We start from the raw sequence: 22,748 nt of genomic DNA, 5'->3' as shown, positions 1-22,748 counted from the left end.
ACCATGCATTTCATCCATCCATCCAACCCAGCGGAACCAGGCAGGGAACAGCATGAATGAACCAGTGACCGGCGCCCCGGGCAGCACCGGCCGGCCGGGAAATCGACCGGCATGAAGATCGGCGATGCGCTCGAACTCATCTCACCCCGGCTGCCCACGGGAACGCTCCGGCAGCGACGGCTCGGGGCCTGCCACACCGTCCAGGATCTGCGGGCCGCCGCCCGCCGCCTGCTGCCCGCCGCGGTTTTCGACTACGTTGACGGCGGTGCGGACCAGGAGCTGTCACTCGAGGCGAACTCCAGTGCCTTCGAACGCTACGGCTACCTGCCCCAGGTCCTGCGGGACGTCGGAAGCCCGGACACCACCGGCAGCTTTCTTGGCCGTTCGGCCGCCATGCCGCTGGGATTTGCCCCCACCGGCTACACCCGAATGATGCATCCGCAGGGTGAACCGGCGGTGGCGCGCGCAGCGGCGGAGCACCGCATTCCCTACGTGCTCTCCACGATGGCCAGCACCTCGCTGGAAGACCTCGCCGCGGTCCCCGGCGCAGACGCCGCGGACAGGTGGTTCCAGCTCTATGTCTGGAAGGACCGCGAGCTGACCCGCGGGCTGGTCTCCCGCGCCCGATCCAACGGCTACCGGGTGCTGGAGGTGGCGGTCGACACCGCGGTGTCAGGCAAGCGCTTGCGGGACGTGCGCAACGGACTGACGATACCCCCGGCACTGACCCTGGGCAGCCTCCTGGACATTGCCTCGCGGCCCAACTACTGGATGGGCATGCTGCGCGGGGAAAAACTGGATTTCGCCAATGTGCGTTCGGACGCACCCGGAGGCGGGCACACCATCGAGGGAATCTCGGACCAGTTTGACCCGACGGTCAGCTGGGAGGACCTGGCCCGGATCCGCGACGACTGGGACGGGCCACTGGTCCTGAAGGGCCCCCTGGGTCCCGAGGACGCGATGCGCGCCCGGGCACTGGGGGTTGACGGGGTGCACCTGTCCAACCACGGAGGACGCCAGCTGGACCGCACGGTGGCACCGGTGGACCTGGTGTCACCGGTGCGCTCGGCGGTCGGCGATTCCTTCGGGATCTTCGTCGACTCCGGGGTCCGCCACGGATCGGACATCGCCACGGCAATTGCCCTGGGTGCCGATGCCTGCTTCGTGGGCAGGCCGTACCTCTGGGCACTGGTGGCCGGGGGAGAAGAAGGCGTGGGCCACCTGGTGCGCATGCTCACCGAGGAGTTCACCCGGACCATGCAACTTCTTGGAGTTGGCTCGGTGCAGGAACTGCGTGCCCGCGGTCCCGAGCTCCTCCACTGCCCGGACCCCTCCCGCACGGCCATTTCCGCCGTGCGGAGCCAGCACCCCGCCCCGGAAGGGAAGGATCCCCAATGGATGTCATTGAACAACTAAGGACCGCGCTGCCCGCGGGCACCGTCATCACGGACCCGGAGGTGCTGCGGGCCTGCCGCACCGACCGCTCCGGGCACGTGGCACCGGGCAGCCCCCTGGTGTTGGTGGAGGCCACCTCCATCGAAGACGTGCAGGCCGTCTGCAGGATCGCCACCGGCACCGGCACCCCGGTGGTTTCGCGCGGCGCGGGAACCGGCCTGGCCGGGGGCGCCATCGCCGGAGCCGGGGAAATCGTCCTGTCCACCCTGGCCATGGGCAAGATCCTGGAGGTTTCGGTAGCGAACCAACTGGCGGTCGTCCAGCCCGGGATCTTCAACGGAGAGCTGAACCGGGCGCTCGCCAAGCACGGGATGTGGTGGGCGCCGGATCCGGCCAGCAAGGACATCTCCACCGTCGGCGGCAACATCGCCATGAACGCCGGGGGACTGCTCTGCGCCAAGTACGGTGTGACACGCGAGGCCGTGCTGGCCCTGAAAATCGTCCTGGCCGACGGCCGGCTGATCTCGGTGGGCCACCGCACGGTCAAGGGCGTGACCGGTTATGACCTGTGTGCCCTGATGATCGGCTCGGAGGGGACCTTGGGCATCATAGTGGAGGCAACGCTGAAGCTGCGCCACCTGGTGAAGGGGGAGGTGTCCACCATCGCCGCCTACCTCGATAGCGTGGAAGTGGGCGCGGGACTGGCCGCCGGGATCGGCGCGGCCGGGCTGCAGCCGGCCCTGATGGAACTGCTGGACCGCCGCTCGCTGCTCTGCCTCGGCGATCACATCGGGCAAGACCTGACCCGTCGCGGCAACGCCTACCTGTTGATCCAGTGCGACGGACCTGCAGCGCGGGACGAGGCCGCCGCGATCATGGACATCATCCATGCCGCCGGGGCGCGAGCCGAGTCCACCACCGACGAGGCAACCGCACGGGCATGGGTCGAGGTCCGCCGGCAGGTGTTCCCCTCCCTGGAGGCAGCCGGGACGCTACTGGTCGAAGACGTCTCGGTGCCCCGGGATGCCATGGTGGCGATGTTTGCCAAGATCACCGAGCTGGAGGAGAAGCACGGGCTGGTCATCCCCACCAGCGCGCACGCGGGAGACGGAAACCTCCACCCGTGTTTTGTGTTCCAGGGGGCCGAGGTCCCGGACGCTGTCTGGGAGGCAGCCGGGGAGCTGTTTGGCCATGCGCTGGAACTGGGCGGGACGCTCACCGGGGAACACGGCATCGGCGTGCTGAAGAAGCGCTGGCTGGGCGACGAGCTCGGTGACACGCAGTTGCTGCTCCAGCGCCAAATCAAGGCGGTCTTCGACCCGGACGGGATCCTGAACCCCGGCAAGGTCCTCGATGCGCTGGGGCAGGGGGTGCCGGCAATGTAGGCCGTGGCGCGGCACCCCGGAACCGGCGGGGAGCATCCCCATGGTGGACGATTTGGCCGGGTTTGAGAGAATGGGTTGGTGACTGCAATTGCCGATGTAACCGAAAACGCCGCGCCCACCCCGGCGAAGCTTGAGCTGCCCCCGCTGAAACTGGGCAAGCACACCATTGACACCCCGGTGATCCTTGCCCCCATGGCCGGCATCACCAACAAGGCCTTCCGCCGGCTCTGCCGCGAATACGGCGGCGGGGTGTACGTCACCGAGATGGTCACCTCCCGGGCACTGGTGGAACGCAACACCGAGTCGATGCGCATCATCTCCCACGATGCCGACGAATCCCTGCGCTCGGTCCAGCTCTACGGCGTGGACCCCAAGACCGTCGGCGCCGCGGTGCGCCTGATCGTCGAGGAAGACCGCGCCGACCACATCGACTTGAACTTCGGCTGCCCGGTGCCCAAGGTCACGCGCAAGGGCGGGGGAGCGGCGCTTCCCTGGAAGACCGACCTGTTCACCGCCATCATCAAGGCCGCCACCACCGAGGCCGCCCGCGGCGAGGTGCCCCTGACCATCAAGATGCGCAAGGGCATCAACGAGGACCACCTCACCTACATCGAATCGGGCAAGATCGCCCGCGACCACGGCGTCGCGGCCGTCGCCCTGCACGGGCGCACCGCCAGCCAGTACTACTCCGGCAAGGCCGACTGGGACTCGATCGCACGCCTGCGCGAAGCCCTGCCGGACATGCCGGTGCTGGGCAACGGGGACATCTGGAGCGCCGAGGACGCCGTGGCCATGGTCCAGCAGACCGGCGTCGACGGCATCGTCGTGGGCCGCGGCTGCATGGGACGCCCCTGGCTTTTCGGGGACCTGCAGGCAGCCTTCGAAGGGACCGACAAGCGCTACACCCCCGGTCTGGGCAAGGTCGCCGAGACCGTCTACCGCCACGCGGAACTGCTCACCGAGTACTTCGAGGACGAATTCAAGGGCCTGCGCGATATCCGCAAGCACATGGCCTGGTACTTCAAGGGCTACCCGGTCGGCGGGGACATCCGCTCCGCGCTTGCCCAGGTCCCCACCCTGGAGGTCTTGCGCGAACTGCTCGCTCAGCTGGACCTGGACATGCCCTACCCGGGCAAGGATGCCGAGGGCCAACGCGGGCGCGCCGGCTCCCCGAAAAAGACGCACCTGCCCGACGGCTGGCTTTCGACCCGTGAAATGAACGAGAGCCACAAGGCCATGATTGCCGCGGCCGAACTAGACATTTCCGGCGGCTAAGGAGCCCCATGTTGCAGATTCCCGGATACACCGAAGCGGATGCCGAACGCTGGGCCCCCGAACCGCCCAAGAAGGCCTACCGCACCGCGTTCGAACGCGACCGCGCCCGGGTGCTGCACTCCTCGGCGTTGCGCCGCCTGGGCGCCAAGACCCAGGTCGTCGCCCCGTCCTCCGACGACTTCGTGCGCACCCGGCTGACCCACTCCCTGGAGGTCGCCCAGGTGGGCCGCGAGCTGGGGGCCACCCTGGGCTGCGACCCGGACGTGGTGGACACCGCCTGCCTGTCCCACGACCTGGGCCACCCGCCCTTCGGGCACAACGGCGAGACAGCCCTGAACGAGCTGGCCCGCGACATCGGCGGGTTCGAGGGCAACGCCCAGACCCTGCGCCTGCTGACCCGCATCGAGACCAAGACCTTCCGGCACAACGGCGCCTCGGCCGGGCTGAACCTCACCCGCGCCTCGCTGGATGCCGCATGCAAATACCCCTGGCTGCGCGCCGACGCCCCGGAAAAAAACGGGAAGAAGACTTCCAAGTTCGGGGTCTACACCGACGACGCCCCGGTCTTTGACTGGCTGCGCTCCGGATCCGGCGCCAAGGCCCGGCAGACCTGCATCGAGGCCCAGGTGATGGACCTGGCCGATGACATCTCCTACTCGGTGCACGACGTCGAGGACGCCATCAACGCCGGGCGATTCCAGCTGCGCTGGATCAAGGACCCGGACCAGCGCGCCCGCGTCATCACCTTCACCCGCCAGTGGTACCTGCCGCACGTCGATGACGCGGTGATCGACGCGGCGTTCAAGCGCCTGGAGGCCACCGCGGAATGGGTGCCGCACACCGACGGCTCGCGCCGCTCCATGGCAGCACTGAAGGACATGACCAGCCAGTTCATCGGCCGCTTCTGCCAGTCCGCGATCGATGCGACCCGCGGGCAGTTCGGCCACGGGGAGCTGACCCGCTTCAATGCCGCGCTGATCGTCCCCGAATCCACCGAGCACGAGATCGCCGCCATGAAGGGCCTGGCCACCGCGTACGTGATGACCAGCGATGAACGCAAGCCCATCTACGCGCGGCAGCGCGAGACCCTCATGGAACTGGTGACGCTGCTCAATGAGACCGGGGACAGGTACCTGGAACCGCTCTTCGCCGCCGACTGGCGCGACGCTGCCGACGACACCGACCGGTTGCGCACCGTGATCGACCAGGTGGCCTCGCTCACCGACGCCTCGGCCATTGAATGGCATGCCACCCTGGTGCTGGGCAAGAGCTTTTCCGAGCGGCTCTTCTAGACCAGCCCCGCGGCATCCACAGCCCGGGGCCCGGCGGCACCTGCCAGCGGTGAATGGTCACTAGACTGGATGCATGGCAGGCCTGATTAAGCGTGAAGATATCGACGAAGTCCGCAACCGCACGGACATCAAGGAAGTCATCGACGGATACGTGACGCTGAAATCCGCCGGTGTCGGCTCCTGGAAGGGCCTGTGCCCCTTCCACGACGAGCGTTCCCCGTCCTTCCACGTGCGCCCGCAGGTCGGCTCCTTCCACTGCTTCGGCTGCGGGGAATCGGGCGATGTGATCGCCTTCCTGCAGAAAATCAACCACGGCACCTTCTCCGAGACCGTGGAGCAGCTGGCCGCCCGCGTCGGCATCGAGTTGCACTACGAGGACGGGGGCACCGGCCCGCGCCGCGAGGAGACCGGCCGCCGCCAGCGCCTGCTCGACGCCCACAAGATCTCCGAGGAGTTCTTCCGCGAACAACTGACCACTCCCGGTGCGGCCGCCGGCCAGAAATTCCTCTCCGAGCGCGACTTCGATGCCGAGGCCGCGGCGCACTTCGGCGTGGGCTACGCCCCGCAGGGCTGGGACTCGTTGCTCAAGCACCTGCGCGGCCGCGGGTTCCAGGACGAGGAGCTCAAGCTCACCGGCATCTTCTCCGAGGGCAACCGCGGGATCTACGACAGGTTCCGCGGCCGGCTCATCTGGCCCATCCGCGACCTCACCGGGGCCACCATCGGCTTCGGGGCGCGCAAGCTCTACGAGGACGACCAGGGCCCGAAGTACCTGAACACCCCCGAGACCCAGCTCTACAAGAAGTCCCAGGTCCTCTACGGGGTGGACCTGGCCAAGCGCGAAATCACCAAGACCCGCCAACTGGTCGTGGTCGAGGGCTACACCGACGTGATGGCCTGCCACCTCTCGGGCATCGGCACCGCCGTGGCCACCTGCGGCACCGCCTTCGGCACCGACCACATCAAGATCGCCCGCCGACTGCTGCGCGACGACGGATCGGGCGGCGAGGTGGTGTTCACCTTCGACGGGGACGCCGCCGGCCAGAAGGCCGCGCTGCGCGCCTTTGAGGAAGACCAGAAGTTCATTGCGCAGACCTACGTCGCGGTCGAGCCCACCGGCGCGGACCCGTGCGACCTGCGCCAGAGACGCGGCCCGGAGGCCGTGCGTGAGCTCATCGATTCCAAGCGCCCGCTGTTCGAGTTCGCCATCAAGGCCGGGCTGAAGAACTTCAACCTCAACACCGTCGAGGGGCGGGTGCAGGCGCTGCGTGTCAGCGCCCCCATCGTGGCGGAGATCCGAGATTCGGCCATCCGCCCGGCCTACGCCCGCGAACTGGCCGGCTGGCTGGGTATGGACATGGAGGACGTGAACCGTGCCGTGGGCGCCTCGGTGCGTCGCAACCGGATGCCCAAGAGCGCCGAGCCGATCCACGGGAACACGGGCCATGCGGCGCAGGAGCAACCCGCCGCCCCCGTCTACTCCCGCCCGGACCCGCGCGACCCCGTATCGCGGATGGAACGTGAGGCCCTGGAAGTGGTGCTGCAGCAGCCGGCGCAGCTGACCCCCGAGCAGTGGCAGGCGTTCTACGACGCCCGGTTCATGGCCCCGGCCCATGCCGCGGTCCACGACGCCGTGCGAGCCGCCGGGCTGGCCGGTGCCACCCCCGCGCAGTGGGTCGAGGCGATCCGGCAGGAGGTTCCCGAGCCGCTGCGCTCATTCGTCTCCGAGCTTGCCGTCACCCCGTTGCCGGCGAGCACCACCGACGCCCTGCTGCGCTATTGCAACGACATCATCAACCGCCTCTTCGAGCTGCAGATCACGCACCTGAAGGCCGAGAAGATGGGCGAGCTCCAGCGCATGGATCCGGAAGGCGATCCCGAGGGGTTCCAGCGCATCAACCGCGAGCTTTTGGAGCTGGAATTGCGTCGCCGGGCACTTCGCCAGGAGTAGCCGCCAACGGGGCCGGGATCGATTTTTGTTTTCCCGAAACCTTGTGTAGAGTATCTCTCGTTGCATTCCTCCGTAGCTCAATTGGCAGAGCATCCGACTGTTAATCGGAAGGTTACTGGTTCAAGTCCATTCGGGGGAGCCAGAGAAGGGAATCCCGGACCAATTGGTCCGGGATTCCCTGGTTTAACACGGGTTTTCGCAGTTCAAGGCATGGCCGGAACCGCCGCGTGAATCTACGCTGGTGCCATGGAGTGGCTGGCGGCATACGACTACGGAATGGCCCGCGAAATCCTGCAGCGCGGGGTCGCACTGCTCTACCTCGTTGCCTTCATTTCCACGCTGAACCAGTTCCCGGCCCTGGCCGGCGAGCACGGGTTGCTTCCGGTGCCCAGGCTGCTTGGCGGGCCCGGCGCCCGCCGGCCTACGCTGTTCAGCAGGATCGGGTATTCGGACCGGAAACTGGTGGCCGTGTGCGCCGCCGGGATCGGAATCTCCGCGGTGCTGGTCGCCGGGGTTCCCCAGGCCGGGCCCCCGTGGCTGCCGCTGGCCGCCTTCCTGGCCCTGTGGGGCCTGTACATGTCGATTGTGAACGTGGGGCAGGTCTTCTACGGATTCGGCTGGGAAATGCTGCTGTTGGAGGCCGGGTTCACCGTGGGCCTGCTCGGTTCCCGGCAGGTCCCGCCACCGCAGACCATCCTGTTGCTGGTGGCATGGCTGGTGTTCCGGCTGGAATTCGGTGCCGGAATGATCAAGTGGCGCAGGGACCCGGCCTGGCGAAACCTCACCGCCATGTACTACCACCACCAGACCCAGCCGATGCCCGGACCGTTCAGCCGCCGGGCCCACCTGGCGCCGAAATGGTGGCACCGCATCGAGGCGGCGGGCAACCACGGTGCCCAGCTGCTGGTCCCGTTCCTGCTCTTTGCGCCCCAGCCGATCGCTTCCGTCGCCGCCGGGATCGTCATCGCCACGCAGCTGTGGCTGGTGGCCACGGGGAACTTCGCCTGGCTGAACTGGCTCACCATCGTGTTGGCCACCTGCCGGATCAGCGACCCGGTGCTGCGCAAGATCCTGCCGTGGCTGCCGCCCGAAGCCGGGGTGCGTACCGAGGCCCCGATCTGGTGGACCGTGCTGGTGCTGGCGGCCACGCTGCTGCTGGTGGTGCTCTCGATCCCGGCGCTGCGGAACCTGTTGACCCCGGCCCAGCTCATGAATGCCGCGTTCAACAAATGGCAGCTGGGCAACGCCTACGGTGCCTTCGGCACCGTCACCCGGGAACGGATCGAGGTCGTGATCGAAGGCACCGAGGACGAATCGGCCACCGGGGCCACCTGGCAGGAATACGGGTTCAAGGGCAAACCCGGGGACGTGGCCAGGCGGCCACGCCAGTTCGCGCCCTACCACCTCCGCCTGGATTGGATGATGTGGTTCCTGCCGCTGGGCTCGATCCACCAGCGCTGGTTCTACACGCTGTTGGCCCGGCTGCTGGAGGCCGATGCCCGGACCCTGGCGCTCTTGCGGCACGACCCGTTCTCCGGCAGGAAACCACGCTTCATCCGCGTGCTGACCTACCGCTACCGTTTTGCCGGCCCGGCCCAGCACCGGAGCACCGGGGCCCTGTGGGTGCGCGACCAGCGCCGGTTGGCGATCGGTCCGATCGAACGGCAATGAACGGCCACCTCCGAGGGGCGCGCACCGGCAGCGGATGGCCGGGGGATGACTGCGGGTCCACCGGGTCGGGTGTCAGTAGGATGGGACGGTGGCTCATATCGACGTATCCGACATCCATTACTTCCTTTCCGACGGCACCCAATTGCTCGGCGGTGTCACCTTCAAGGTGACCAGCGGCAGCAAGACCGCATTGATCGGCCCCAACGGCGCCGGGAAAACGACGCTGTTCAAGATCATCGCCGGCGACCTGAAATCCGATGAGGGTGTGGTGTCCCGTTCCGGCGGCATGGGCATCATGCGCCAGTTCGTGGGACAGGTCCGGGACCAGTCCACGGTGCGCGACCTGCTGGTCTCCACCGCCTCGGCCGACCTGGCGGCGGCGGCCAAGGCCATCGACGAGACCGAGCTGCTGATGATGGAATCCGACGACGAGAAGGTCCAGATGCGCTACGCGCAGGCCATCATCGATTGGGGGGATGCCGGCGGCTACGAGCTGGAAACCGCCTGGGACAAGGTCTGCATGGCCGCCCTCGGGGTTCCCTTCGACCGCGCATCCCACCGCCTGGCCTCCACGCTCTCGGGCGGCGAGCAAAAGCGCCTCGTGCTCGAAGCGCTCTTCGAGGGCCCGGACGAACTGTTGCTGCTCGATGAGCCCGACAACTACCTTGATGTCCCGGGCAAGCGGTGGCTCGAGGCAACGCTGAACGAGTCGCCCAAGACCGTCCTGTTCATCAGCCACGACCGCGAATTGCTCAACAACGCGGCCAACCGCATCGTCACCCTGGAGCCTGGACTCTCGGGCGCCACCGCGTGGATCCACGGCGGCGCGTTCGGCTCCTACGTCGAGGCGCGCCGGGAACGCAACGAACGTTTCGAGGAGCTGCGCAAGCGCTGGGACGAGGAGCACGCCAAGCTCAAGGAGCTGGTGAACATGTACAAGAACAAGGCGGCGTTCCGCTCCGACATGGCCAACCGCTACCACGCGGCCCAGACGCGCCTGGCCAAGTTCCTCGAGGCCGGCCCGCCCCAGGCCATCCCGCTGGAGCAGAACGTCAACATGCGGCTCAAGGGCGGACGCACCGCCAAACGGGCCATCGTCGCGCAGAAGCTTGAGCTCACCGGGTTGATGAAGCCCTTCAGCAACGAGATCTGGTTCGGGGACCGCGTGGCGATCCTGGGCTCGAACGGTTCGGGAAAGTCCCATTTCCTGCGCCTGCTGGCCTCCGGCGGCACGGATCCCGAGCGTGAGCACCAGCCGGTGGCCGACTTCGAGATAGCCGAGGTCCCGCACAACGGCACCGTGAAGCTCGGCGCGCGCATCCGCCCCGGGTTCTTTGCCCAGACCCACAGCCGCCCCGACCTCATGGGCCGGCCCCTGCTGGACATCCTGCACCGCGGCGACGATCACCGCTCGGGCCTTGCCCGGGAAGCGGCCTCGGGAGCGCTGGACGGGTACGGCCTGGCCGGCCAGGCCGAGCAGAAGTACGATTCGCTCTCCGGCGGCCAGCAGGCGCGTTTCCAGATCTTGTTGCTGCAACTCTCCGGTGCGACGCTGCTGCTGCTCGACGAGCCGACCGACAACCTCGACCTGCACTCCGGGGAGGCACTGGAACGGGCCATCGAATCCTTCGAGGGAACCGTGTTGGCGGTGACCCACGACCGCTGGTTCGCCAGGTCGTTCGACCGCTTCCTGGTGTTCGGCTCCAACGGGAAGGTCTACGAATCCACGGAGCCCGTTTGGGACGAGACCCGCGTGCAGCGGGACCGGTAAGGGGGGCGGTTTTCCGGCTGTGTGCAAGGACACGGCCGGAAAATCCGGACCCTGATTTGGGTTCCATTTGGTGCTCTGGTAACGTATAACTCGCTTCATTCCCCCGTAGCTCAATTGGCAGAGCGTCCGACTGTTAATCGGAAGGTTACTGGTTCAAGTCCATTCGGGGGAGCGCAATACAGATTCCCCGCCCTCCTTAGGAGTGCGGGGATTTCTTGTGTCCGGGCAATCTCATACCGTAGGTGTACCCCTTCGGGTTGAGCCGTTTAAGCACGTCCGGGTGGTAGTTTTGGGTTGAGCGGACCGGGCCGGGGCCGCATGAAATGGAGACAGCATGTCTGGATCGGAATCGACTGGAAGCCAGTACCAGTCAGCGCCAACAACTTTAAAGGGACAAGTGAGCGGACTCAGCCGCCTGATCCCGAACCAACTGGCCGACGAAGCCCGCATTGCAGCCAACGTCCTGAAGTCAAAGGGCATCAACGTCGGTGTTGCCGCCGGCGCCGGAATCCTGGCGCTCGCCTTGCTCGGCCTCACGCTGATCGCACTGGTCGTCGCGCTGGTCATGGGCATCGGCACCGTCATCGCACCGTGGCTTGCCGCGCTGCTGGTGGCCGCCGGATTCCTGGTCCTGGCCGTCGTCCTTGGCTTGTTCGCGTTCCTGAAGGTCAAGAAGGCCATGCCCTTGCTGCCCGAGGAAGCAATCCGCGGATTCCGGCACGATCTCGGCGTGGTCAAGGAAGGCAGCGCCTTCGACGTGTCGACGCTTGACGAGCCACGGACTTCGAAGAAGAAGGACGAGCAGGACGCCGAGCTGGCCGGGGACAAGGAGCCCAAGGCCCCGAAGCCGAGCCACAACGAATTGATCATCCGCACCCGCGAGCGCCGCGAGGAAATTGCCTTGCACCGCGACGGGCTGGGACAGAAGCTGGAAGTGCCCCTGCACCTGGGCGAGAAGATCTCCGACGCCGGACAGGCTGCCGGGGAAGCCGTGAGCAAGGCCGCTGGCCAGGCCCGCCACCTCGCGGACACCGCATCGGAAAAGGTCACCGAAGGCATGGAGCGGGCCACGGAAAAGCTTGCTTCGCTCAGTGGCGTCGAAGGCGAGAACGCCAAGGAAGCCCTGCGTGAACGCTGGCGTCCGTTGGCCATCATGGCCGGCTCGATGGCAATGTTCGTCGTCTTCCTGCGCAAGCTGCTGCGCAAGTAGCCAACGGCCCACCCACTGATTCCGTTTCCCCCCCGGTGGACGGGAACCGGCGGGCAGGACGGGCCCCCCACAACCGAAAAATCTGTTCAAGGACCACGCAGACCCACGAAGGAGGCGAGCATGCGCATCATTGGAGCGGGGACACGCGACAATTTCGAATACCGCTTGCTCACCACCTTCTGGACGGTCCCGAACCTGATCACCGTTGTCAGGTTCCTGCTGGTTCCGCTGTTTGTCTGGCAGGCCCTGGACATGCACTACGGCTGGGCGACGCTCACCCTGGTGGTCCTGGGTTCCTCGGACTGGATCGACGGCTATGCGGCCCGCCGCCTGGACCAGATATCCACCGTTGGCAAATGGCTGGATCCGGTCGCCGACAGGTTGGCCCTGGTCGTCATCGCCACGACCTTCGTCGCCACCGGCATCGCCCCGGCGTGGCTGGTGTTCTCGATCGTCATTCCCGATATCGCCCTGATCATCAACACGTGGGTGCTCTTCCGCGGCAACCCCAATCTCCCGGTCAGCAACCTTGGAAAGATCCGCACCGCCTTGCTGCTGGTGGGAACCCCGTTGCTGCTCATGGGAAACACCGATTGGGGCAAGGGAACCATCCTGGGGGACATCGCGACCTGGAGCCTGGCCCTGGCCTGCGTCCTGCACGTCATTGCGGCGGTCCACTATTTCATACTGGGCCACCGCAAGGCCAAGGCGCTGAAGTCGGGAACTGAATGGTCTGGCTAGCGGTCACCGCCGCGATCGCCGGGGCGTTCTTTCTGGCCTTCGGCACCCAACGGCAATCCAGCGCGGTGCGTGCGAGCGCCGGCGGGTTGAACGTCACGGGTTTGGGGCTGCTGCGACTCTTCCGTACGCCCCGCTGGGTGTTCGGGCTGGTCTTGCTGGGGATGGGCATGAGCCTGAACGTGTACGCCCTGGCAAGCGCACCCTTGACCGTGGTCCAGCCCATTGGCGCCATTGCCTTGGTCATCACCACGGTGGTCAACGCCAGGGAGCACCACATCAAGATGAACCGACCCACGATCCTGGCGATCACCGCCTGCATGGTGGGCAGCGCGGGATTTGTGTTCCTGGCCATCGAGGTCAGCGCCAAGGAACACCTGATCACCAGCGGCCAGGAGCTGCTCACGATCATGATCCTGGCCATCGCCGTGGCGGTCTTCGGCGGCGCCGTGGTGCTGTTCCCGCACCGGCTCAGCGCGTTCTTCTACATCCTTGGGGCCGGGGTCCTCTTCGGATTCGTGGCGGTCTTGGTCAGGACCATTTCGGTGGCGCTGCTCGACCCCAACGGCCGATTCATCGCCAATGTTTCCTGGTACTCGATCCTGGCCGTGATCGTCGCGGGCCTGCTGGGCTCCTATTTCGTGCAGAACGCGTATTCCAAGGGACCACCCGACCTGGTGATTGCCGGTTTGACCGTGATCGATCCGATCGTCGGCATCTCCATCGGGATCGCGATATTTGGTGAACTCGATCCCAATGTCCAACCCGCCGTGGCGTTGAGCATGGTTGGTGCCGGATGCATTGCTATCGTGGGGGTGATCGCCTTGTCCCGACATCATCCGGACGTGCTCGAACGCAAGGCAGAAGCCAAGCGACGAACCAGGATCACCGACGGCAAATAGGTGGCAACGATTTCCTGCGACAGCCCAACCAAGACAATGAAACGACAACCGTGGCCTCGAAATGCGGTCATGTCAAGGAGTGAACACACCCCGTGACGGGCGAGAAACCATTGAAGATCCTGATTGCGGCCGATACCTATCATCCGGACGTGAACGGCGCCGCAGTCTTTTGCTATCGCCTGGCCACGGCCATGACCGAGCGCGGGCACCAGGTGCACGTCATGGCCACCCGTCCGGACAAGGGGCCCACGGTCACCGAGGTCCTGCCCGAAGCGACCGTCCACCGGCTGCGCTCGCATGGTGTGCCAACGCACGAGTATTTCCGCATTTGCTTCCCCTGGGAGGTCAACCCGGAGATCAAGGCGCTGATCAACGAGATCAAGCCGGACGTCGTCCACGCCCAGTGCCACTACATGATCGGCCAGGGAGCCTTGGCCTACGCGGGCAAGCAGGGCATCCGGACCGTGGCCACCAACCACTTCATGCCCGAAAACCTGGATCCGTTCCTGCCGTTCCCCAAGTGGTTCAAGCGGATCGTTGCTCGCAACTCCTGGCGCGACATGGGCAAGATCATGGGCAAGGCACATGTCGTCACCACCCCGACCCCGCTGGCCGCCCGGGCCATGACCCAATACGCGCGCCTGGGCAAGGTCCTCCCGCTGTCCAACGGCATCGACTCCAGCAACTACGAGCTCGGGGAAGCCGAATCGATCGACCGCAACCCGTACCCCACGATCCTGTTCGTGGGCAGGCTGGCGGTGGAGAAGAACGTCAACGAACTCATAGACGCCCTGACCCTGATGAAGACCGTCCCGGACGCACACCTGGAGGTCATCGGCGGCGGCGAACAGCGGGGGCCGCTGGAAAAGCTTGCGCGCGAAAAAGGCGTTGCCAACCGCGTGCGCTTCCTGGGGCACGTCGATGACGAGGAACTGCGCAGCGCCTACCTGCGCTGCGACGTATTCTGCCAGCCGGGGACCGCGGAACTGCAGTCGCTGGTGACGTTGGAGGCACTCTCCGCTTCCAAGCCCGTGGTCCTGGCCAACGCCATGGCTTTGCCCCATCTGGTCGATGACGGCGTCAACGGCTACCTGTTCGAACCGGGGGACCGCGTCGACCTGGCCGGCAAGCTGGACTCGATCCTGGCGATGGCACCCGAGGACCTGGCCGTGATGGGCAAGGCAGGCCATGCCAAGGTCGCCCTGCACAGCCACAGCAAGACCATGGACACCTTCGAAGCGATCTATCGGGGCGCGAGCGCCGAGGACTTCCTGCCCTGAACTTGGCGATGGCCAAGGGTTTTCGGTTGGTGAAGATGAAAACCTGCGCCGGAATCCATTAGGATGGCTGGAGATGTTTCAGCGATCGCCGTCCATGGCGGAAAGATTGCTGGTTCACCCGGTATTGGGGCGGTAGCTCAGTTGGTCAGAGCAGAGGACTCATAATCCTTTTGTCGTGGGTTCAAGCCCCACCCGCCCTACACATGGATGGCCTAGTCAGACCCTGCAACCAGGGATTCTGGCTAGGCCGTTTGGCGTTTGGGGGTAGTTTTGGGGGTAGCTTACGCGGATGCCGGCCACCACGGGCAACCAAACGGGACCAGGCGCACCCCGCAGCCCTCCGCGGCGGCGCCTGCGGACTCCGTTAGGCTCGAAAGGCCCGGGGGAATCGATCCCGAGGCAGCGACTTCGCCCAAGCGGCGCCCGCAACAAGTTTAAGTCCACGCATCACCGCCGAAAGGACGAGACCGGTCCATGCATTGCGTCATCTTCGTCGACCAACACCCCGACACCCTCGGGGGCATGCAGACTTCCGTGCGGCTGCAGCGGCGCTTTCTTGAACTGGCAGGACACCGGGTCACCATTGTCTGCCCGCGGCACCGCGGCAAGCACGCATCCGACCCGGCGGTCATCGAACTGCCCTCGATTCCGTTGGGGCCGGGGGAGTACTCGCTGTGCATCCCCGGGAAGCACGGCGACAAGGCGCTGGCACGGGCGATCGCCGGCCGCGGCCCGGCGGACGTGGTGCACATCCAGGCCGATTTCTGGCAGGCAATCATCGGCTACCGCTTCGCCAAGGAAAAGAACCTGCCGGTGGTCCACACCATGCACAACCGCCTCGATGTCGGGATTGCGGCCACCATGCCGTTCCCGGGGCTGGTCCAACGCGGATTCGGGCTGGCCCAGAAGGCCTTCCTGCACACCGGCCGGGCGGTGGCGGCCACGGCCTGGACGTATCTGGCACGCTTCACCGACCATGCCCTGCGCGTGACGGCGCCCTCGAGCCACTTCGCCCGGATGCTGGAACACGAGGGGGTCTTTGGCACCGTGGACGTGGTGCCCAACGGGATGGACGACGAGATCGCCGCCGACCTCCTGGCCCAGCCGCCGGCTGCCCGCAACCCGCGCCCGCGTCTGGTGTGGGTGGGACGGTTCAGCGCCGAAAAACGCCTGCTTCCCTTCCTGGACGCGGTGGCCCTGGCCAACATCGACGCCGAGATCCATGTCTTCGGGGACGGCGCGGACCGGGCCAAGGCCGAATCCAAGGCCGCTGCCATGGACAAGCCAACCGTGCTGATCCGCGGAAAGGTCCCCTACAAGCAAATGCTCGCCGAGCTGCGCCAAGCCGACGCCCTGGTCCAGACCTCCCAGGGATTCGAGACCCAGGGCATGACGGTCTACGAGGCTGCCGCGCTGGGCACCCCGTCGCTGCTCAGTGACCGGGCCATCGCCGAGGACCTGCCGCAGGGCGTCTACTGGCTCACGGAAGACGACTCGATCGAGGCGCTGGCCAAGGCCCTCGGGCGATGCGTTGCCCAGGTGCGGAACGGCGGCGGACCGCGGACGGAATCCTTCGACCCGGGGTCATTCCTGCAAAGCCGGCAAACCCGGCTCATGGCCACGGTCTACGAGGGGGCCATCACGGACTTTGCCGCCGGGTCCCGCCCGGGCGCCTAGACCGCCCAAGCACCTAACCCAGCGGCAGCAGGATCGAGGGCCGGGTGTCACGGATCGTAAGCAGCGGGTCGATGTACTCCCCGTCCAGCCGCAGACCCCAGTGCAGGCAGCGGGCATCGCAGTGGGCGCCGGTGGCGATCATCCCGATCTCGTCGCCGACCCCGACGATCGCGCCGACCCCCAGGGTGCTGCGCACCGGCTCGAAGCTGGTGAGCAGGCCCGATCCGTGGTCGATGACGATGACAGGTCGATCTACGATGTGCCCCACGAACGAAACGATGCCCGCAGCCGGGGCGCTGACGGTGTCCCCGGGGGACCCGGCGAGATCGACCCCGCGGTGTCCGCTGAGCCAGCGCTCGGCCGGCGCGTCGAAGGATCGAACCACCTCGGGCACCGGCGGCAGCGGCCAGCTCCAGGAACCGGGCGCTGCCCGGGCCGGGTTTGCGGGAACCGGGGACAGCGGGGAGGCTCCGACCGGGGCCAGCAGCACGGCCGCGCCCACGATGAGGCTTGAGATGGCGGAAACGGTTTTCATGTCCCCGAGCATGGGCGGCAACCCGGCACTCCACGGCGGGTTGCCGTCGTCCTGTGGAGCGCCGGCCGGATGTGATGCACGTCCCCTGGTTCTGTGCGGAAGGGTCAATTTCCCGGTCCTTGGCCTGTAGTACACTGGAACACGCGGTTCTCTGTGCCTTCTTCTCGCCTGCGCGAAAAGCGGAACACACGAAACCGACTTCGCGCATGAATGATCCATGCAGCCAATCACCGACACGTTTGTGGCGGATGGCCGCGTGCGATGGCCAGGCCCACGGTCCGATTCACTTCGGTTGAGGTTTGGCCTGACGGTTCTTCCGTTGCTTTCATGCCAGGGGTTGCCTCCAATTCCGGATGCGCACCATCAACCGATAACAATGGCAGTTACCGCGGTCCAGCGATGGGCCGGCCAGCTACTGCCGGAAGGAGTTGCGACATGCCAGTCGTAACCATGCGCCAGCTGCTCGACAGCGGCGTTCACTTTGGACACCAGACCCGTCGTTGGAACCCGAAGATGAAGCGTTTCATCTTCACGGAGCGCAACGGCATCTACATCATTGACTTGCAGCAGTCGCTGTCGTACATCGACCGCGCCTACGATTTCGTCAAGCAGACTGTTGCCCACGGCGGCACCGTTCTGTTCGTCGGTACCAAGAAGCAGGCCCAGGAAGCAATTGCCGACCAGGCAACCCGCGTTGGCCAGCCGTACGTCAACCAGCGCTGGCTCGGTGGCATGCTCACCAACTTCCAGACCGTTTCCAAGCGCATCTCGCGCATGAAGGAACTGGAAGAAATCAACTTCGAGGATGTTGCCGGTTCGGGCCACACCAAGAAGGAGCTGTTGCTGCTCAAGCGCGAGCTGACCAAGCTTCAGACCAACCTTGGCGGCATCCGCAACCTGACGAAGGCCCCTTCGGTCATCTGGGTTGTTGACACCAAGAAGGAGCACTTGGCCATCGACGAGGCACACAAGCTGGGCATCCCGGTTGTTGCCATCCTCGACACCAACTGCGACCCGGACGAAGTCCAGTACCCGATCCCGGGCAACGACGACGCCATCCGCTCCGTCAACCTGCTCACCCGCGTTGTTGCAGACGCCGTTGCCGCTGGCCTCATCGCCCGCAACAACAAGGCTGCCGGCAACACCGAAGCCCCGGCCGAGCCGTTGGCCGAGTGGGAGCGCGAACTGCTCGAGGCCTCCAAGACCGAGGCGCCTGCCGCCGAGGCTGCTGTTGAAGCTGCTCCGGCAGCCGAAGAAGCACCCGTCGCTGAAGCTGCCCCGGCAGCCGAAGAGGCACCCGTCGCTGAAGCTGCCCCGGCAGCCGAAGAGGCACCTGCCGCTGAAGCAGCCCCGGCTGCAGACGAGGCACCGGCCGCTTCGGCCGAGTAGTCACAAAACCAGGATTCCGGATGCCGGTGTTTCCCCTCACGGGGGAGCGCCGGCCCCGGGAACAAACCGCGGGACGGGCCACATTCGGCCCGTCCTTCGGCGAAAAAGCTCAAAACCACTTATGAATGGGGTTGCACGTGGCAAACTACACCGCTGCTGACATTAAGGCACTGCGCGAGCGCACCGGCGCTGGCATGATGGACGTCAAGAACGCTCTCGACGAGGCCAACGGCGACGCCGAGAAGGCCATGGAGCTCATCCGCATCAAGGGCCTCAAGGGCGCCACCAAGCGCGAAGGCCGCTCGACCTCGGAAGGCCTCGTTGCCGCCAAGGTCATCGACGGCACCGTCGGCATCATGATCGAGCTTTCCTGCGAGACCGACTTCGTAGCCAAGAACGACAAGTTCATCGGCCTGGCCGCCCAGGTCCTGGACGTTGCGGTCTCCTCCGGCGCAGCCGACCTGGAAACCCTGTTGGCCGTCGACGTCAACGGCAAGACCCTTGCCGACGTCGTCACCGAAGAGGGCGCAGTGCTGGGCGAGAAGGTCATCGTCCGCCGCCTGTCCCGTGTCGAGGGTGCAACTGTTGATGCATACCTGCACAAGACCTCCAAGGACCTCCCGGCCCAGGTCGGCGTCCTCGTGGCCGTCGACGGCGCCGGAGACGCTGCCTTCACCGTTGCACACGACGTGGCAGTGCACACCGCCGCCATGGCACCGACCGTGCTGTCCCGCGACGAGATCGACCCGGAGATCGTCGAGTCCGAGCGTCGCATCGCCATGGAGACCGCCGTTGCCGAGGGCAAGCCCGAAGCCGCACTGACCAAGATCGTTGAAGGACGCCTGACCGGCTTCTTCAAGGAGCAGGTGCTGGTTGACCAGGCATTCGCCAAGGATGCCAAGAAGACCGTGGGCAAGGTGCTGGAAGAAGCAGGCGTCAACGCCATCGCTTTCGCACGCTTCCGCGTTGGTGCATAAGTAGCTCCAACAGCAGGTAAATTGGTTCCCGGGCCATAAGCCCCGATGACCGATTGCTTCACACCAAGGTAAAGGGGGTGGCCACTTCAAGGTGGCCGCCCCTTTTTCCTGCCAGCACCAGGCCGCGCGCACGCGCGCGACGGCCGCCCCCCCAACAGCATCGACGTGGGCCGGCACCGACCCGCACGCAGGAGGAATCACACCCCCATGGACGCAACTCTCGAACCGATTGAACACACCCACGCCCCGCGCCGCCGCCGGGTCCTGCTGAAGCTTTCCGGAGAGGTCTTCGGCGGCGGCAAGCTGGGCGTCGACCCCATCACGGTGCGCGGAGTGGCCGAGCAGATCGCTGCCACCGTGGGCAAGGTCGAGGTCGCCATCGTCGTTGGCGGCGGCAACTTCTTCCGCGGCGCCGAGCTCTCGGCCTCGGGCATGGACCGTTCGCGTGCCGACTACATGGGCATGCTCGGCACCGTGATGAACTGCCTGGCCCTGCAGGACTTCCTGGAACAGGCCGGCGTTGACACCCGCGTGCAGTCGGCCATTTCCATGGCCCAGGTCGCAGAGACCTACATCCCGCGCCGCGCCATCCGCCACATGGAGAAGGACCGCGTGGTCATCTTCGGCGCCGGCGCCGGCCTGCCGTACTTCTCCACCGACACCGTGGCCGCCCAGCGCGCCCTCGAGGTCGACGCGGACGTGGTGCTGATGGCCAAGAGCGGCGTCGACGGCGTCTACACCGCGGACCCGAAGAAGGACCCCACGGCCACCAAGCTTGAGCACCTCACCTACGACGAGGCCCTCATCAAGGACATCCGCGTGATGGACCAGACCGCGATGACCATGTGCAAGGACAACAAGCTGGAGATGATGGTCTTCGGCATGGAGGGCGACGGAAACGTCACCCGCGCCATCCTTGGTGAAAAGATCGGCACCCGCGTCACCGTCTAGGTGCCCCGTGCCACGTCCCCGCGTGGCATAGGATTGTTCACAAGCCCAGAAACTACCGGCCACCGTACGCTTACCTGGCCGAACTCAAAGGAGTAGAACGTGATTGAGGAAATCCTCGTCGAGGCAGCCGACAAGATGGACAGCACCGTCGAGAACGCGAAGGAAGACTTCTCCGCGATCCGCACGGGCCGCGCCCACCCCGGAATGTACGCCAAGGTCATGGTTGAGTACTACGGCACCCCGACCCCGCTGCAGCAGCTGGCATCCTTCGCGGTCCCGGACGCCCGCACCATCTTGATCAACCCCTACGACGTCACCGCGCTGCGTGCCATCGAAAAGGCCCTGGGCGACTCCGAGGTCGGCGCCAACCCGTCCAACGACGGCAAGACCATCCGCGTGATCATGCCGGTGCTGACCCAGGAGCGCCGCAAGGAATACGTCAAGGTCGTGCGCGTCAAGGGCGAGGACGCCAAGGTCGCGCTGCGCAACGTGCGCCGCCGTGCCAAGGACGGCATCGACAAGCTGGTCAAGGACGGCGAGATCGGCGAGGACGAAGGCGCACGCGCCGAAAAGGAACTCGATGCACTGACCAAGTCCCACACCGACGGCATCGACGACTTGCTCAAGCGCAAGGAAACCGAGCTGCTGGAAGTCTAATGTCCAACCCCACCGAGCCGAGCGAGGGAGCCGCGGGGCCCCTTCCGGAGCCGTCGCCGGATTCCGGCGGGCTTGAACCACAGACGCGGCGAAGCAGCAAGGCCACCACCAAGACGGCCTCGCGGGCCGGCCGGGACCTCCCGGCGGCCATCGTCGTGGGCGTGCTGCTGTTGGCCGTGGTGCTCACCGGGCTGTTCTGGCTGCCCCTGGCATTCGTCGCCACGGTGGCCGTCTTCGGCGTCGTGGGATGCTGGGAGGTTTCCCGTGCGCTGAACGGCACCGGCATCGACACCCCGCTGGTGCCGCTGGCCGTGGGCGGGATCGCCATGCCGTTCTCCGCCTACTACGGGGGGCTCGAGGCCCTGGGCATGGCCTTCACCGCCAGTGCGCTGCTGGTGTTCCTCTGGCGGATCATCGAGGGCCCGGCCAAGTCCGTGGCCTCGATCACCGGCAGCCTGTTCGTGCTCGCCTGGGTTCCGCTGATGCTGTCCTTCGCGGTGCTGCTGCTGAACGAACCGCGCGGGCACCTGCTGGTGACCACGATGCTGCTGCTGGTGGTCTCCAACGACACCTTCGGCTACCTGGTGGGCGTGCTCTTCGGCAAGCACCCGATGGCACCGCGGATCAGCCCGAAGAAGTCCTGGGAGGGCTTTGCCGGCTCGGTCGCCGGTGCCACGATCGTGGGCATTGCAGCTGCGGTGTTCCTGCTGGATCATCCCTGGTGGGTCGGGATCCCGCTGGCCGTGGCCACGGTTGCCGCGGCGACGGCGGGGGACCTGGCGGAATCCATGGTCAAGCGCGAACTGGGCATCAAGGACATGAGCAACATCCTGCCAGGGCACGGCGGGGTCATGGACCGGCTCGATTCGGTGGTCTTCGCGATCCCCGTGACGTATATCCTCACCATTTTGCTGATCCCCGGCGCGCTTTAGGCCCGTGGCCGCCCGCGCCTCCCTAAGATGGAGGTGCAGGAAGGTGCCGCCCCGTCCGGGGCCCCGCGCCACCCGCAGCACCACAGCGCCGGTTCGCCGGTACGCATTACCGAGATCAAGGAAAGAATTGTGAGTCAGGAAAAGGCACAGCCGGTCCCCGCCCCTTTTGAGCGCGTGGGGGAGAAGGAATTCGGTTACAACACCAAACAGGTGGATGTGTTCCTCGCCCGCGCCCGCGCCACGTTCAACGGCGACGGGGACGACGATTCGATTGTCACCAGCCACATGGTGCGCCGCACCGTCTTCCCGGCCCAGCGCGGCGGCTACAGCGCCCGCGAGGTCGACGGCGCCCTGGACCGGCTCGAGGACGTCTTCGCACAGCGCGAGCGCGACGCACTGATCCAGACCAACGGCGAGGAAGCCTGGCTGCAGCAGGTTGGTCGGCTCTCGGCGATCCTGCGCGGACGGCTGCACCGCTCCCCGGGCGAGCGCTTCCGCCGCCCCTCGCGCGCCAACGCCTCGAGCTACAACGTCCAGGACGTCGACAAGCTCTGCGGCCAGCTTATCGACTACTTCGAGAAGGACGTCCCGATGAGCGTGGATGCGGTGCGCCGCGCGGAATTCCGCCGCGCCGAGGGCGAGCACGGCTACGAGGAATCGCAGGTCGACGCGTTCCTTGACCGCGTCGTGGAGCTGATGGCTTCCATCGACTGATCCCTTGGGGATCGCCGACACAGGAAAAAGAGACAAGGATGCGGCC

Annotated in this window: 19 protein-coding genes and 3 tRNA genes; 21 read left to right on the top strand and 1 reads right to left on the bottom strand. The window is 66.2% G+C overall.

The genetic code is table 11. The annotated features are described in order from the left end of the window. The first annotated feature begins 111 nt into the window (after positions 1 to 111). The 15 genes from DQ353_RS03140 to DQ353_RS03070 all read left to right on the top strand — a co-directional run bounded on the left by DQ353_RS03140 (position 112) and on the right by DQ353_RS03070 (position 16,547). Entirely contained in the window at positions 112 to 1,416 is a 1,305-nt protein-coding gene (locus tag DQ353_RS03140) for an alpha-hydroxy acid oxidase (protein ID WP_113761333.1), read from the top strand. After that, a complete protein-coding gene (locus tag DQ353_RS03135) occupies positions 1,395 to 2,780 on the top strand; it encodes an FAD-binding oxidoreductase (protein ID WP_113761332.1) in 1,386 nt (461 codons plus the stop codon). The genes DQ353_RS03140 and DQ353_RS03135 overlap by 22 nt, the downstream gene beginning before the upstream one ends. A 78-nt stretch (positions 2,781 to 2,858) precedes the next feature. Further along, entirely contained in the window at positions 2,859 to 4,055 is a 1,197-nt protein-coding gene (gene dusB, locus DQ353_RS03130) for a tRNA dihydrouridine synthase DusB (RefSeq protein ID WP_181578217.1), read from the top strand. Between the two features lie 8 nt (positions 4,056 to 4,063). Further along, entirely contained in the window at positions 4,064 to 5,347 is a 1,284-nt protein-coding gene (locus tag DQ353_RS03125) for a deoxyguanosinetriphosphate triphosphohydrolase (protein ID WP_113761331.1), read from the top strand. A gap of 73 nt (positions 5,348 to 5,420) precedes the next feature. After that, positions 5,421 to 7,298: a DNA primase gene (gene dnaG, locus DQ353_RS03120; RefSeq protein ID WP_113761330.1), complete on the top strand. Its 1,878-nt coding sequence runs from the start codon at positions 5,421 to 5,423 to the stop codon at positions 7,296 to 7,298. A gap of 66 nt (positions 7,299 to 7,364) precedes the next feature. Then, positions 7,365 to 7,440, top strand: a tRNA-Asn gene (locus DQ353_RS03115). Positions 7,441 to 7,544: 104 nt separating this feature from the next. Beyond that, positions 7,545 to 8,969 (top strand): lipase maturation factor family protein, encoded by a 1,425-nt coding sequence (locus DQ353_RS03110; RefSeq protein ID WP_113761329.1) that lies wholly within the window; start codon positions 7,545 to 7,547, stop codon positions 8,967 to 8,969. An 88-nt stretch (positions 8,970 to 9,057) separates the two neighbouring features. Further along, positions 9,058 to 10,740, top strand: coding sequence for an ABC-F family ATP-binding cassette domain-containing protein (locus tag DQ353_RS03105; RefSeq protein WP_113761328.1), 1,683 nt, complete (start codon positions 9,058 to 9,060; stop codon positions 10,738 to 10,740). A gap of 99 nt (positions 10,741 to 10,839) precedes the next feature. After that, positions 10,840 to 10,912, top strand: a tRNA-Asn gene (locus DQ353_RS03100). Between the two features lie 225 nt (positions 10,913 to 11,137). Next, positions 11,138 to 11,950, top strand: coding sequence for a phage holin family protein (locus DQ353_RS03095; protein WP_181578216.1), 813 nt, complete (start codon positions 11,138 to 11,140; stop codon positions 11,948 to 11,950). Positions 11,951 to 12,070: 120 nt separating this feature from the next. Further along, complete coding sequence (locus DQ353_RS03090) at positions 12,071 to 12,691, top strand: CDP-alcohol phosphatidyltransferase family protein (protein ID WP_113761326.1); 621 nt, start codon at positions 12,071 to 12,073, stop codon at positions 12,689 to 12,691. Then, a complete protein-coding gene (locus tag DQ353_RS03085; protein WP_113761325.1) occupies positions 12,679 to 13,590 on the top strand; it encodes a DMT family transporter in 912 nt (303 codons plus the stop codon). Before DQ353_RS03090 ends, DQ353_RS03085 begins: the two co-directional genes overlap by 13 nt. Positions 13,591 to 13,682: 92 nt before the next feature. Next, positions 13,683 to 14,870 (top strand): glycosyltransferase, encoded by a 1,188-nt coding sequence (locus tag DQ353_RS03080; RefSeq protein ID WP_113761324.1) that lies wholly within the window; start codon positions 13,683 to 13,685, stop codon positions 14,868 to 14,870. Positions 14,871 to 14,996: 126 nt separating this feature from the next. Further along, a tRNA-Ile gene (locus tag DQ353_RS03075) sits at positions 14,997 to 15,070 on the top strand. A gap of 274 nt (positions 15,071 to 15,344) precedes the next feature. Continuing rightward, on the top strand, positions 15,345 to 16,547 hold the full coding sequence (locus DQ353_RS03070; RefSeq protein ID WP_113761323.1) for a glycosyltransferase: 1,203 nt from the start codon (positions 15,345 to 15,347) through the stop codon (positions 16,545 to 16,547). Between the two features lie 13 nt (positions 16,548 to 16,560). Here DQ353_RS03070 and DQ353_RS03065 read toward each other — a convergent pair whose 3' ends face one another. Beyond that, positions 16,561 to 17,082, bottom strand: coding sequence for a M23 family metallopeptidase (locus DQ353_RS03065; protein ID WP_113761565.1), 522 nt, complete (start codon positions 17,080 to 17,082; stop codon positions 16,561 to 16,563). 435 nt (positions 17,083 to 17,517) lie between these two features. Here DQ353_RS03065 and rpsB point away from each other — a divergent pair, with 435 nt between their 5' ends. The 6 genes from rpsB (at position 17,518) to DQ353_RS03035 (ending at position 22,702) form a co-directional block, all read left to right on the top strand. Next, positions 17,518 to 18,471, top strand: coding sequence for a 30S ribosomal protein S2 (rpsB, locus tag DQ353_RS03060; RefSeq protein ID WP_113761322.1), 954 nt, complete (start codon positions 17,518 to 17,520; stop codon positions 18,469 to 18,471). A 137-nt stretch (positions 18,472 to 18,608) separates the two neighbouring features. Beyond that, positions 18,609 to 19,448 carry a translation elongation factor Ts gene (tsf, locus tag DQ353_RS03055; protein ID WP_113761321.1) on the top strand — a complete coding sequence of 280 codons (840 nt, stop codon included), beginning with the start codon at positions 18,609 to 18,611 and terminating at the stop codon, positions 19,446 to 19,448. Positions 19,449 to 19,655: 207 nt separating this feature from the next. Next, positions 19,656 to 20,399, top strand: a complete 744-nt coding sequence (gene pyrH / locus DQ353_RS03050) for a UMP kinase (protein WP_113761320.1) — start codon at positions 19,656 to 19,658, stop codon at positions 20,397 to 20,399. Between the two features lie 99 nt (positions 20,400 to 20,498). Beyond that, positions 20,499 to 21,056, top strand: coding sequence for a ribosome recycling factor (gene frr / locus DQ353_RS03045; protein ID WP_113761319.1), 558 nt, complete (start codon positions 20,499 to 20,501; stop codon positions 21,054 to 21,056). After that, positions 21,056 to 21,988: a phosphatidate cytidylyltransferase gene (locus tag DQ353_RS03040; protein WP_113761318.1), complete on the top strand. Its 933-nt coding sequence runs from the start codon at positions 21,056 to 21,058 to the stop codon at positions 21,986 to 21,988. Before frr ends, DQ353_RS03040 begins: the two co-directional genes overlap by 1 nt. 129 nt (positions 21,989 to 22,117) lie before the next feature. After that, positions 22,118 to 22,702: a DivIVA domain-containing protein gene (locus DQ353_RS03035; RefSeq protein ID WP_113761564.1), complete on the top strand. Its 585-nt coding sequence runs from the start codon at positions 22,118 to 22,120 to the stop codon at positions 22,700 to 22,702. Positions 22,703 to 22,748: the final 46 nt, after the last annotated feature.

The sequence above is a fragment of the Arthrobacter sp. AQ5-05 genome, assembly GCF_003287975.1.
GTDB lineage: Bacteria > Actinomycetota > Actinomycetes > Actinomycetales > Micrococcaceae > Paeniglutamicibacter.
The sequence above is the reverse complement of the archived record's forward strand: the minus strand, read 5'-3'. Positions and strand labels throughout refer to the sequence as shown.